This is a genomic window from Thalassospira sp. NFXS8, assembly GCF_040148805.1.
Classification (GTDB): domain Bacteria; phylum Pseudomonadota; class Alphaproteobacteria; order Rhodospirillales; family Thalassospiraceae; genus Thalassospira.
This window is the reverse complement of sequence record NZ_JAGEMF010000002.1, coordinates 153,641-165,875: the sequence shown is the minus strand read 5'-3', so window position 1 is coordinate 165,875 and position 12,235 is coordinate 153,641. Positions and strand designations below refer to the sequence as shown.

Genomic DNA, 12,235 nt, shown 5'->3' with positions numbered 1-12,235 from the left:
GCCTTTTTGATATTTGGTGTTCTTTTTATTGGCCGACATGGCTGGCGCTTTTGGTTTTTTAACCGTTTCCACCGACACTGTGCAGATCTGAATTTTGGTTCCGGTTTGTTTAATGGCGGCCTTTTTGATTAAAAAACGATCCCCCTTGCTGTTTGGTGTTTTGCTGGCATTTATGACGATCATCCTTGTTGGCAGTGCTGTCTGGTTTTTTTGGCCCCGGATTGTCGAATATGTCACACCGCCCGAAAAGCCGGACCATTTAACCCTGTCTCCGGCCCGTTTTAGCGACCTGGATGGCTGGCAAACCGATAACATGCAACCAGCCCTGATTGCCTTTCAACGCTCGTGTGAGCGGATATTAAGGCGGGCAGACGACAAGGATATTGGCCCCGACCCCCGTGTGGGGACGGTGGCGCAATGGCGGCCGGCTTGCGAAACAGCACTGGAAATTAATGCCCAAACTGTACGCAGCGAAGATTTGCGCGTTTTTTTCCAAACTGCGTTCAAACCCTGGCGGGCGGGCAATAATAACGACCCCGTAGGATTATTTACCGGTTATTACGAGCCGGAATTGCGCGGCAGTTTAACCCGGCATGACCAGTTTCAAATTCCGCTTTATTTAAAGCCGGATGATATGGTCGATATTGATCTTGGTGCCTTTCGTACGGACCTGAAAGGCCAAAAGGTTGTGGGCCGTGTGACCGGCAAAAAAGTGGTGCCTTATTATAACCGTACCGACATCGAGGCCGGTGCCCTGGCAGATCGTGGTCTTGAACTGGTTTGGGTGGATGACGCGGTTGATGCGTTTTTCCTGCAAATTCAGGGATCCGGCCGGGTGGTGCTTGATGATGGCAATATTTTAAAAGTGGGATATGCCGCTACCAACGGGCAGGCCTATTTTGCTATCGGTCGGGAATTGATCAAACGTGGCGCGTTAACGCCGAAAACCGTGTCGTTGCAAACCATTCGTCAATGGTTGCATGATAACCTCGATCAGGCCGATGACGTGATGAACCTGAACGCATCCTATGTGTTTTTTCGTCAATTGCCCGGGGATCCTGATGTCGGTCCGATCGGGGCGCAAGGGGTGCCGTTGGAAACGGAACGATCCCTGGCCGTTGACCGGCGCTTTCATGCCATGGGGGTACCGATCTGGCTTGAAACCCGTGATGCAATGAATGCTGATCGTAAGTTTCACCAGCTTATGATTGCGCAGGATACCGGCGGGGCCATACGCGGGCCGGTGCGGGGTGATATCTTTTTTGGCCCCGGTGAAAAGGCCGCCCTGCATGCCGGGCATATGAACCGGCAGGGGCAAACGTATCTTTTGTTACCGGCCGGTATTTCGATTGATGAATCCCCGTTAAACCGTCAGGATTAACCAGGGAAATTTCAATAAAATAGCAGGCAGGAATCAATGTGATGATTCGTCATATTGTTTTGGTACAGGTGCCCTATCATGCCGACCCGGTTGAAACAGCGGCGGTGTTTTCCGGCATGAAAGAAATTGCCGAAAATGTTGAAGGGATGCTTGGTTTTGTCGGCGGGCGAAACCTTGATAAAGATGGCCTGCATCAGGGTTTCACCCATGCCTTTACCATCGATTTTGTCGATATTGCCGCCCGCGATGCCTATGTGGTCGGGCTTGATGAAAAACAGATCGGTCATCGTCTGACCAAACTGGCGCAAGGCGGGTTGGGTGGCATTATGGTGATGAATACCGCCATAAACAGCACATCGGTAACCGGGCCTAAACGTCCGCGTAAACTTGAAGCCAGTTGGAGTTAAAACGAATAATTTTTATATAGGTATAATTAATGATATCTAATTTTAAATTATATTGGATTAATATCCGATTTTACCTTGGTTAAGGAACATCGGCATCACCCTGGTTTTTTAGCGAAACGCCGATTTTACGTAACATTCGTAGTGGATCGCGCAGGGAACTGCCCAGTTCCGTCAGGCTGTATTCTACTTTGGGCGGGATCTCCGGGTAAATATGACGGCTGATAAATCCGTCCTGTTCCAGTTCCCGCAATTGCTGTGCCAGCATTTTTTGCGAAATTCCGCCAATATTGCGTTCCAGTTCCGAATAACGGCACGGCTGATACGCAAACAATGAAAACAGGATTTCAACCTTCCAGCGGCCAGCCAGCGCGGAAAGGGCATCCGATACATGTTCTGCCGACCCTCCGGCACTAAAACAGGGGCCCTTACCTTTTGGTAAGTTACTGTGAATATTGTGCGTTCTTCCCAATTTCTACCAATCCTTCTATGTGTCAAACCATCATGACACGCGGAGAAGGTTGATGAAATATCGATTATTGGGGCGCAATACCGGTGTTGCGGTGTCGCAACTCGCCCTGGGTACGGCGCGAATGGGCCGCCTTGAAAATGGTAAAAGTGACCCGGGCGAATCGCAAAAAATTCTGCATCATTTTGCTCATGCTGGCGGCAATTTTATTGATACTTCCAGTGCCTATCAGGGTGGGTTTTCCGAACAGATGGTGGGGGATTTTTTAAACGCATCATCCCGCGATGATTTTGTGATCGCCTCGAAATATTGCCGGACACCTTTAAATCAACCAGGTGCCGCCACCCATGGCAACCATCGCAAAGCGATGATAGCCGAGGTCGAAGGCAGCCTGAAGCGGCTTAAAACTGATTATATCGACGTTTATTTCGTGCATTTTGACGATAGTATTACACCGATTGCAGAAATGATGCGCGGGCTTGATGATCTGGTACGTGCAGGCAAGGTTTTATATATCGGCCTGTCAAATATGCCGATGTGGCGCCTGGCATCGGCCAACATGCTGACACAATGGCGTGGTTTGAGCCCGGTTAGTGTGATGCAGATGCAATATAACCTGCTTGAACGGGCCATTGAACGGGAATATATGCCCTTTGCCGAAGCAACCGGAATGGCTGTTATGGCATGGTCGCCACTTTTTGGGGGTGTTTTGGCAAAAAAGGATACAGAACATCCTGAACATGCCGCTTCATTGCAAGCGTTGGGTCACATTGCCGATCAACTGCAAAAAAGCCCGGCTGAAATTGCCCTGGCCTGGCTTTTGGCAAAAAATACATTTCCGGTATTGGGGCCACGCACCCTTGATCAGCTATCAAGTGGGATAAAGGCGCTAGATGTTGTTTTGTCTGCTGCCGATATCGCGGCACTTGATCAGGCTTTTGCCTTTGCGACCGGATATCCCTATGATTTGTTGTCAGCCACCCAAACTAAAGCGGGATATGACGTGTTACGTCCTGACTATCCGGTTTTGTAACGGGTTATTTTGATAAAAACGGGCAGGAACTACGCCCTGCCCGTCGATATTGGCTGGTATTTCAGTGTTGGTTGGCCGGTAAATTTATCGGGTATTACTGGGCAGCAACCGTGTCGCTATTGGTGGTATCGCTATGGCAGGCCCGCGCCTTGCGCAGGCGCTGGCTTTCGGATTTAAGCTGACCACAGGCTGCCAGAATATCGCGGCCGCGGGGCCAGCGGATTGGTGCCTCATAGCCACATTCATTCAGGGTATTGGCAAATTTCTTGATGCCAGCCGTTGGCGTGCATTCATAATCCGAACCCGGCCATTTGTTAAACGGGATCAGGTTAAATTTGCAATTTACCCCTTGTACCAGCTTGGCCAGCGCACGGGCATGTTCGGGTTGGTCATTCACCCCTTTTAACATCACATATTCCATGGTGATGGGGCGCGAATTGGACATGCCGGGATAGTGGCGGCAGGCATTCATCAATTCTTTAAGCGGGTATTTTTTATTGATCGGCATGATTTCATTGCGCAAATCATCGTCCGGGGCATGCAGCGAAATCGCCAGGCCAACGCCCAGTTCTTCACCTGCGCGGACAATTTCCGGCACTACGCCCGATGTTGAAAGCGTAATGCGACGCCGCGAAATCGAAATGCCTTCGCCGTCCATGGCAATGCGCAGGGCATCGCGCACATTTTCATAGTTAAATAACGGTTCGCCCATGCCCATCATAACGATATTGGACAGGCGACGAATGCCATTGGCCGGGGTCGGCCATTCGCCGTAACTGTCGCGTGCGACCATGAACTGGCTAATAATTTCGCCCGGTGTCAGGTTACGCACCAAAAGCTGGGTGCCGGTGTGGCAAAACTTGCAGGTCAGTGTACAGCCCACCTGGGAGGATACACACACAGCGCCCCGGTCTTCGTGCCGGTCGGGAATATAAACGGCTTCGGCTTCGTTACCATCGCCAAAGCGCATCAGCCATTTGTGGGTATCGTCTGAGCTTTTTTGATCCGCGGTCAAAACCGGGCGGCCAATGACGTAATCCTGGCTGAGCCTTTCGCGCAGCTTGACCGAAATATTGGTCATGCCGTCGATGCTGGTCACACCCCGGTTATACATCCAGTTCCACAGCTGTTTGACGCGAAACTTGCTTTCCCCCATGCCCGAAAGAACTTCGGTCAGTTCCTCGCGCGACATGCCGATCAAATCCTTGCGGCCATCCGCTGTCAGCCCACCTTTGGCACGGGCGACAAAATCAGACAGGCCCGGCTGGCTTGCAGCGGCAGGTGCGGCAGGCATGGTATGGTTTTCGTCTTGGGTACCGGAATTTTCCACATCCATGCGGGTTCCCTGATCAGCATTTTGGTGCTGCGGGGTTATGTCGCTTTTAGATGCGTGTAAGACATCGCTGTCGGTCATTCCGGTCTCTCTCTTGTCTGGCAAGGGGTATTTTGATGTTTTGGTCTGGCATGTGCAGGGTGCCCGTGGCAGCCAGCCATAACATATTCAATTCACCGGTCATATGGTCATGACATTTGAGAATGCAAATGCCGCCGGAATTGCCATGTTGCGGTTTTGGCTAAAACAGGTGTTTCGCGGGTATCGTAACTGGCACGCCAGCATGAATTAAAAAACCAATCGCCCCGCATATAGCGGAGCGATGGTTAATTATAAACGATAAAATTCACATTGCAGCTATCAACCGGAAACAGGGGGAATTTTGAATTCCGGTCGAGATCGTGTTTTGCAATGGTTTCGCAAGGCTTTAATCAACGGGCTTGGTACCACAAGCCTTTGAAATTGCATTATAGGCGTCGGTAAAACCGGAAAGTGAATAGGTGTCGGTGGTTTTCGTGTCTCGCGATGAAAAACCAACGACCGACATTTTGATACCGGCTTTCATGGCCTTGACCAGCTTGCGGTCTTCTTCGCTGTTCACGGCCCAGGCTGAATCGTCATAGGTAAAGAGTTTAAAACGATTCGAATCGACCCGGACATCAACCTCGCTGTTTTTCTTGTAGGTGTAGCCGGTGATAAAGCTGACTTCGTTAAACAGTTTCAGGGCGGGGCGATGGGTTACCATCACATAGATTTTCCCACGCTTGCTGTAGTCACCTTTGGCCGAGGTCGGCTGGCTGCCCATATAGCAAACTTTTTTGCCTTTTTCCGTATAGGTATAGGCTTCCCACTTATTATAGACGTCGATCAATTCCGGGGAATTTTGCGCAAAGGCTGAACTGCTGCCGGTCACCGACACCATCAGGGCAATTGCGCCGAGAAGAGTGCTTTTGACGAGACGATGTACTGCTTTTTCCATGGTATCCGCGTAACTAATCTGTGGTTATCAGGATCTTGGTGCCGGCATTTTGGGCCGACAAAGGCATATCATGCGATTAAAACAACGGACCAAACCGGAAAATCCCGTGTCAGACGCCTTTGTTTTCATCACATCATAAACCGAAGAAATTATTACCCATCAATGTGGCGTGGAAAGGTAAAGATTCGACCAAGGAATGGCAGGTTATTCGGTATTTATAGATGTATCTGCACAGGTGAAATTCATCCCTTGTGCGATTGCTTGTCTTTTACCACTTCGTCAAGGCAGTCCTGTAACGCAATTTCGCCGTTTCCGTCACGCAATCGTGCCAGCATATGAACCAGCACAGGCTGCTTTTTGCCCCCTTGCGGATAGAAAAAAACATCCAGAGCGCAACGATCAGACCGGTATTGCCAAACTTTGGCTGAGCCCTCGCCGCGCTGCATTTCCGGTTTGCCAAGTTTGGCCTCAATTGCTTTGCTATCAAGGTTGGCAAGGCTGGCGGCCTTGATTTGAACAAACGGGATTGCGGCGGTTTTTTTCGGTTTTACATCGGGTCTGATCGGCGGTTTACGGGCCGCCAGGGATGCGGCCTGGTTATTTGGCACGGTATTATCGGTTTTTTTTGTCGCATTGCGCGCCGGTGCTTGCGCCATGCCGTCGCTATAGGATGCGCCGTTCAGGGTATTTTTGCCGTAATTTGTGTTGGTTACCCCGGGGCCAACCGCATTACCGGCACAGGCTGCCAGTAACCCCGATAACAATGTTACCGATATAATCGCGCCAAGCCGTTTCCGGGCGCTGCCTGGCAGCGCACCGGTAAAGTCGGGCATGAATTTTAAACAAATTGCGGCGCGCACGGATCAGGAATCGTCGCTTTTACGTGGAATGGTAATGGCAGCCGACGGTGCCTGGCGGCTCGACGGGTCATCATTGCCTTCGATATAATCAAGGCTGCCCTTGATCCGCGCGCCATTTTCAATTTGCAGGCTGCCGTAATTAATGGCGCCCTTGATATCGGCCGTACCCAGAATGGATACACGACGGGCATTAAGTTCGCCCTGGAAATTGCCGCTGATTTCAGCTTCATCAACTTTGACTGTGCCGACAAAGGTGCCGCCGTCGCAAATTTCGATGCGCTGGCAATCGTTGATCTGGGCTTCAACATGGCCTTCAACGACCAGAATGTCGCAAGACCCGATTTCACCTGACAAACGAATATCCCGGCCAACAGTCAGCTTTTTGCCCTCGGTATTTGATACCGGGGTGCTGGGACGGTTGGCACTGCCACGGGTCGGAATTTCCAACGGACGTTTCGGAATTTCCGGGCGGAAGTTGGTGGAATGGGGTTTGCTGGACATTGCGGGTTCATCCTTGGTGCGCGTCTGGGTAAACAGGCGCGGCTCACTACGTTTTTCAGGTGTATCTTCCGGTTTTTCTACCGGTGACGGTCCGGTCTTTACCTCGGGCCGGTTCGGCGTATCTTCCGTCTTCCCGGCAACTGCGGGTTCCAAAGATGTATCCGACGAAGCGGGTCTGCTGTCGACTGTTTTGTTGGCTTTTTTCTTACCGAACATGGGATTGGTCAATCCTTGTCTTGCAGTTTCCGGCGCGAGGTAACGCCATAGGGTTGGTTTTGCGAAATAATCAGGTCAAATTAAAAATTGTCAGGCATCCACACCGGGCTGGAAGGCGCCAAGACGAATGCAGTAATGAACCATGAAAGCCGTTGCAATAATCGGGGCGATCAGATTAACGAAAGGCACTGTCATTAAAAATGTCAGTGCGACACCGGCAATCCACAGTTTCATCTGGCGGCGCTTACGAAAGGCCGTCATGGTTTGCACATCATAACGACGTGCCGCAACCAGTTCAAAATATTCACGCGACAGCAAATAACCGTTCATCGCGTAAAAAGCCACGATGTAAACCGGCCCCGTGATGAGCAAGGGCAGGATCAGAATATTAAGCAGCAATGCCGTCAGGGCAAATTTAAGGCCGTTGATCAGCGCTTCAAAAAACGGTTGATGCCGGGGTTGGGGCAAATGCGGGTAATGTTTGTTTTCAACCGCTTCGGCCACCTGGTCCAGCAACAGACTGCTGATCAAAACCGTCATTGACGGGAACAGCAGCAAGACCAAAACAGCCAGACCAACACCAAGCAACCAGTCGGCCGCGGTTTCCATCCAGCCGCCATCGGTGAAAAAAGTTACCGAATTCAGGCCAAAACCGATTAGTCCCCACAATGCCAGAATGGTCAGGATGGCACCGCCAACCCCGATCAGGACCACACGCCGAAACCGGGGGTCCGAAAACTGGGCCAGTGATTTCATGAAGTCGTTGATCATTTCTCTGGTCGGGTCCTGTTCTGGTACCATTTGTCATTTAGCATCATGCCCGATCCTGTCGACCGGCTCGGGCATGCAATTTTCAACATGCATCATACTTGATAGGCAATGAAAATTAACAGCGGGTGAAGCTGTTGCTCTGCTTTTGTCAAAATCGTTAAGAAAGATGAAAAAAATTATTCTTTGGTCGCAAAGTCACCCGAAATTCGGGCTTTGATCAACATTCAGGGCCTGAAAATATCGGTATTTTTACTGGGAAGGGTATATTGCGGACAAAAAAGAGGCGTCCGGCCAGGGGGGTAACCGGACGCCAGCGCTCCAATATTCTGGAGTGTCGAGGAAACGGTAGGGGAAACCGCATCCTCACACCGGCTTTCCTGAAAATAAGGAAGCCTTGTGACAAGTGATGATATGGGAACGTGATGCGCTGTTTACCAGTCTTGCTAAGGACATGGCGGCTATAAATTTAATGCATGGCAGCGGGGGTTTTTCCGATTTTGGGCCAGGCAAAAAATTACCGGCCAAAACGCACATCAGGTTTTGGCCGGCGGAAAATTTGTATTGTTTTGAATTTGCAGCGATTTTTAAAAAATCACGCCAGCTTTGCAATCATTCGAGCCTTATCAGCCCTAGTTGCCGTTGCCAATCCAGATACGTTTAAATTCAAACAATTTTTGATCCAGTTTCATGCCTTCTTCGGCATTAAACAGGGTAACTGTGGTTTCAATACCTGTGGCATCCTCGACAACCCACTGGCGCAACTGCATTGGATTATCCTGAAATACCAGGGTGACATTGCCAGCACCGGGGTCGGATTTGCGCACCAGCTTGACCCGGATGGTTTCGGCCGTACGGCGAAAATCAATGATTTTAACATCACGGCTCAGCGAGACATTCTCAGCCAAAATCAACCCGGCAGGGGTTTCGTCGATGTCAAAATAGGTCGGCGCGTTGATTTCCTTGTCGTAATAAATGAAATCATGGCCAGTCGCGACCAGCAGAATTTGGGAAGGCGGTGCATACTCAAACCGCATCTTGCCCGGGCGCTGCATATAAACAGTGCCCTTGGCGGCCCCGCCATCCGACGAGATTTGTACAAAATCGGCTTTCAGGGTGGTGATTGCGTTTAGATAGTCTTCAATCCGGGCAACATCCTGCTTGTCCTGGGCGTCAAGCGTTGCGGCGGCATCCGCAGCGTGTGCAATTCGTGCCCCCATAAGCGTTGTCGCCGTAAATGGCACAATCGTGATCGCGGCACCGGCCAGCATGGTCGATGTTGCAAGCGGGCGAATGAAGGTAGCAAGTTTTCTGGCAATACTGGCGAAGCGCAAATCTGAACCCATTTATGTAGCCTGTTTATCAAATCTGCTTCGCGCAATGGCGATTGCGAAAGACAGATGGCAGATGATAGTAATTTCATCAAACATTTAACATATCGCATCATTTGGAGCACAAGGCCAGTCTGGTCAAGCTGTGCCTGCAAATGATCACAATTGGCGGAAAATTGCCCGAATTGGCACCCGCGACAAGGAGATACCCGGAAGATGAGCCGTATTGTCGCCATCCAGATGGACCCGGTTGAAGATATCAATATCAAGGGTGATTCGACCTTTGTAATGGGTCTTGAAGCACTTGAACGTGGTTATCAGCTTTATCACTATCACCCCGATGACATGTTTTATGATCAGGGCCGGGTCAAGGCACAGGTCCGCCCGCTGGTCCTGCGCAATGAAGCAGGCAATCATTATGACTTGGGCGATGCAAAGATCATTGATCTGGCGCGTGAAACCGATGTGATCCTGATGCGTCAGGACCCGCCCTTTGACATGAACTATATCACTGCCAGCCATTTGCTTGAGGCAATCCACCCGGAAACCTTTGTGGTTAACCATCCCGGTCATGTGCGCAATGCACCGGAAAAGCTGTTTGTTACCGAATTTCCCGATCTGATGCCGCCCACCATGATCACACGGTCGCTTGAACGGATCAGGGATTTCCGCAAACAGCATAAAGACCTGATCGTAAAGCCGTTATTTGGCAATGGCGGGGCAGGTGTCTTTCATATCAAACCTGATGATGAAAACCTGGCATCCCTTGTGGAACTGTTTGCGGTGCAGTCACGCGAACCTTTGATGGTGCAGGCTTATGTTCCTGCCGTGCGCAAGGGTGATAAACGCATCATTCTGGTTGATGGCAAACCGGTGGGTGCGATTAACCGCGTGCCCGCCGATGGCGAAGCCCGGTCAAATATGCATGTGGGCGGTGTTGCTGAAAAATCGATGCTGACCGATCGTGAAAAGGAAATTTGTGACCGCATCGGGCCGGAACTTAAAAAACGCGATCTGATTTTTGTTGGTATCGATGTGATTGGCGATTATCTGACTGAAATTAACGTTACTTCGCCCACCGGTCTGCAGGAGATTAACCGGTTTGACGGATCAAAACTTGAAGCATTGATCTGGGATGCGATTGAAACCCGCCTGCCCTGATCAACGACAGTTTGATCAGGGATTATAGGCCCGGTTTATGATGAGGCCTGTTTTCACAGTTTGATCGCCGGTTGATCGCCGATTTCGACACCCCCTTGGGCCGATGATGGACCAAGGGGGTTTTATTTTGTGGTTTTATCGGGCCGATATAACCGTAACATTTTGTTTAATTGCCATTTTAACCAAAATATTTGCCACGAAGTCGTCACAGCAAGCAGGCAGGGTAGCTGTACCAAATCAATGATATTGCTGATTTTACGGAACTTATTGCAGCGCCACGGCGTATCACCTGTTCTGGGCATGACATGTAACCGGTTAAAAAAGGCAGCGATATGAACGAAGCGCAGCACGACGAAACATCTGATTGCTGGCTGGCGGGGCCGTTTTTGTTTGGCCGTGGCTGCCATGCCGGGGCCGTGAAAATCGCAGCGTTGCTTATTACCCGTCATGATGATGCGCCACCGGTTTTGTCACCAATGGGGGAAGGCAGCATCACACCGGTTAAACTGGCCGAAAAGTTTGATCGCAGTTATTGGCGTTATGATTTTACCCTGCCCCGGCAAGCCGGTGCCTGGTATGCAATTGGCGATAATCATTTCCCTGTTTCTACCGATTTTGGTGACAATCTTGATCTGGCTTTTGTGTCTTGCAATGGGCAGGAACAAGACGATCTTGACCGGCCGATAGACCAGCGCAATGCCTTATGGGCGGATTTATGTGATCGCCACGACTTGCAACCGTTTTCCCTGTTATTGCATGGTGGCGATCAGATTTATGCCGATAATGTCTGGCAATGCCACCCCGATATCACCGCATGGCAAAAGGCACCCAATCGCCAGAAAAAAGAAACGGCCTACACCGATGATATGGCTGATGCGGTTCTGAAATTTTATCTTGATCATTATATTACCGTTTATTGCCTGCCCCAGATTGCCTATCTGATGGCGCGGGTGCCGTCGGTTATGATGTGGGATGACCACGATATTTTTGACGGCTGGGGCAGCCATCCTGGTGGATTTCAGGACATGGCGGCGGCACGGGGCATGTTTGACGCTGCCCGTTATGCTTTTATGCTGATGCAATTATGTATTGCCCCCGACGGCAGTGATTTGCCCGATAGCATATATGACCCGACTGCCCGTTCTCTGGGCTGGCGCTATGATTATCCCGGTATGAGCATCATTGCCCCTGATTTGCGATCCGAACGGCGGCGGGATGCCTTGATGGGGGATGTCGGCTGGGCCATGCTGGAAAAAATGGTGCGTGACGTGCCAAAATCCAGCCGGATTTTGCTGATGTCGAGCGTTCCGGCCATTGGCCCGCGCCTGTCGGTGGTCGAGGCGATTTTATCTTTGATGCCAAAATCGCAAAAATACGAGGATGACCTGCGTGATCAATGGCAAAGCCGGGCACATCGCCGGGAATGGCGCCGTTTTCTGGAATTGATTGAAGACATCGCCACCACCGATGATCACGATGTGACAATTCTTTCAGGTGAAATCCATCTGGCGACGCGGGGTGTTTTTGAAACCCGGTCGCGTGTTGTTCATCAACTGGTGGCATCGGGCATTGCCCATAATGCTCCGCCAAATGCCTTTGCCCGGTGTTTGGGCTTTTTGGCGTGGCTGGGCGATAATCCTTTGCCGGGGCGGCCTACCCGGCTGCGTCCGCTGCCCGGTCAATCCTCCATTTATGTTGCTGAACGTAATTACCTTACATTAACGCGGCATAAATCGTCATGGCATGCCAACTGGCGTCTCGAACAGTCGGGTCTAAGCCCGGACATAAAAATTTAATTG

The 12,235-nt window shown here is 50.7% G+C and carries 12 protein-coding genes; 5 read left to right on the top strand and 7 right to left on the bottom strand.

Going from position 1 to position 12,235, the window contains the following annotated elements:
- Window positions 1-112: 112 nt before the first annotated feature.
- Together mltA and J4E05_RS10080 are read left to right on the top strand one after the other, a co-directional pair.
- On the top strand, window positions 113-1,381 hold the full coding sequence (gene mltA / locus J4E05_RS10085; RefSeq protein ID WP_349595028.1) for a murein transglycosylase A: 1,269 nt from the start codon (window positions 113-115) through the stop codon (window positions 1,379-1,381).
- Between the two features lie 41 nt (window positions 1,382-1,422).
- Window positions 1,423-1,788, top strand: coding sequence for a Dabb family protein (locus J4E05_RS10080; protein ID WP_085587347.1), 366 nt, complete (start codon window positions 1,423-1,425; stop codon window positions 1,786-1,788).
- A gap of 79 nt (window positions 1,789-1,867) precedes the next feature.
- Here J4E05_RS10080 and J4E05_RS10075 read toward each other — a convergent pair whose 3' ends face one another.
- Entirely contained in the window at window positions 1,868-2,257 is a 390-nt protein-coding gene (locus J4E05_RS10075) for a winged helix-turn-helix transcriptional regulator (RefSeq protein WP_349595024.1), read from the bottom strand.
- Between the two features lie 52 nt (window positions 2,258-2,309).
- On the opposite strand from J4E05_RS10075, the gene J4E05_RS10070 reads away from it, so the two are divergent.
- Window positions 2,310-3,287: an aldo/keto reductase gene (locus tag J4E05_RS10070; protein ID WP_349595022.1), complete on the top strand. Its 978-nt coding sequence runs from the start codon at window positions 2,310-2,312 to the stop codon at window positions 3,285-3,287.
- A gap of 94 nt (window positions 3,288-3,381) precedes the next feature.
- Here the strand turns inward: J4E05_RS10070 and rlmN are convergent, their stop codons facing one another.
- From rlmN to J4E05_RS10040, 6 genes are all read right to left on the bottom strand, one after another.
- Window positions 3,382-4,581: a dual-specificity RNA methyltransferase RlmN gene (rlmN, locus tag J4E05_RS10065; RefSeq protein ID WP_349597535.1), complete on the bottom strand. Its 1,200-nt coding sequence runs from the start codon at window positions 4,579-4,581 to the stop codon at window positions 3,382-3,384.
- Window positions 4,582-5,047: 466 nt separating this feature from the next.
- Window positions 5,048-5,599 carry an invasion associated locus B family protein gene (locus J4E05_RS10060; RefSeq protein ID WP_085587353.1) on the bottom strand — a complete coding sequence of 184 codons (552 nt, stop codon included), beginning with the start codon at window positions 5,597-5,599 and terminating at the stop codon, window positions 5,048-5,050.
- Window positions 5,600-5,841: 242 nt separating this feature from the next.
- Window positions 5,842-6,432, bottom strand: a complete 591-nt coding sequence (locus tag J4E05_RS10055) for a hypothetical protein (RefSeq protein WP_349595018.1) — start codon at window positions 6,430-6,432, stop codon at window positions 5,842-5,844.
- A gap of 30 nt (window positions 6,433-6,462) precedes the next feature.
- Entirely contained in the window at window positions 6,463-7,113 is a 651-nt protein-coding gene (locus J4E05_RS10050) for a bactofilin family protein (protein WP_246832796.1), read from the bottom strand.
- A 153-nt stretch (window positions 7,114-7,266) separates the two neighbouring features.
- A complete protein-coding gene (locus J4E05_RS10045) occupies window positions 7,267-7,947 on the bottom strand; it encodes an EI24 domain-containing protein (protein WP_349595015.1) in 681 nt (226 codons plus the stop codon).
- 629 nt (window positions 7,948-8,576) lie between these two features.
- A complete protein-coding gene (locus J4E05_RS10040) occupies window positions 8,577-9,290 on the bottom strand; it encodes a LolA family protein (protein ID WP_246832798.1) in 714 nt (237 codons plus the stop codon).
- A 201-nt stretch (window positions 9,291-9,491) separates the two neighbouring features.
- Between J4E05_RS10040 and gshB the strand changes: the two genes are divergently transcribed.
- A complete protein-coding gene (gshB, locus tag J4E05_RS10035; RefSeq protein ID WP_349595011.1) occupies window positions 9,492-10,436 on the top strand; it encodes a glutathione synthase in 945 nt (314 codons plus the stop codon).
- Between the two features lie 332 nt (window positions 10,437-10,768).
- Entirely contained in the window at window positions 10,769-12,232 is a 1,464-nt protein-coding gene (locus J4E05_RS10030) for an alkaline phosphatase D family protein (protein WP_349595008.1), read from the top strand.
- Window positions 12,233-12,235 lie beyond the last annotated feature (3 nt).

Coding starts and splice junctions, on each gene's coding strand:
- J4E05_RS10055 (WP_349595018.1), bottom strand. CDS start 6,432: ATGCCCGACTTTACCGGTGCGCTGCCAGGCAGCGCCCGGAAACGGCTT.
- J4E05_RS10045 (WP_349595015.1), bottom strand. CDS start 7,947: ATGATCAACGACTTCATGAAATCACTGGCCCAGTTTTCGGACCCCCGG.
- gshB (WP_349595011.1), top strand. CDS start 9,492: ATGAGCCGTATTGTCGCCATCCAGATGGACCCGGTTGAAGATATCAAT.
- rlmN (WP_349597535.1), bottom strand. CDS start 4,581: ATGCCTGCCGCACCTGCCGCTGCAAGCCAGCCGGGCCTGTCTGATTTT.
- J4E05_RS10070 (WP_349595022.1), top strand. CDS start 2,310: ATGAAATATCGATTATTGGGGCGCAATACCGGTGTTGCGGTGTCGCAA.
- J4E05_RS10080 (WP_085587347.1), top strand. CDS start 1,423: ATGATTCGTCATATTGTTTTGGTACAGGTGCCCTATCATGCCGACCCG.
- J4E05_RS10030 (WP_349595008.1), top strand. CDS start 10,769: ATGAACGAAGCGCAGCACGACGAAACATCTGATTGCTGGCTGGCGGGG.
- J4E05_RS10040 (WP_246832798.1), bottom strand. CDS start 9,290: ATGGGTTCAGATTTGCGCTTCGCCAGTATTGCCAGAAAACTTGCTACC.
- J4E05_RS10060 (WP_085587353.1), bottom strand. CDS start 5,599: ATGGAAAAAGCAGTACATCGTCTCGTCAAAAGCACTCTTCTCGGCGCA.
- mltA (WP_349595028.1), top strand. CDS start 113: ATGGCGGCCTTTTTGATTAAAAAACGATCCCCCTTGCTGTTTGGTGTT.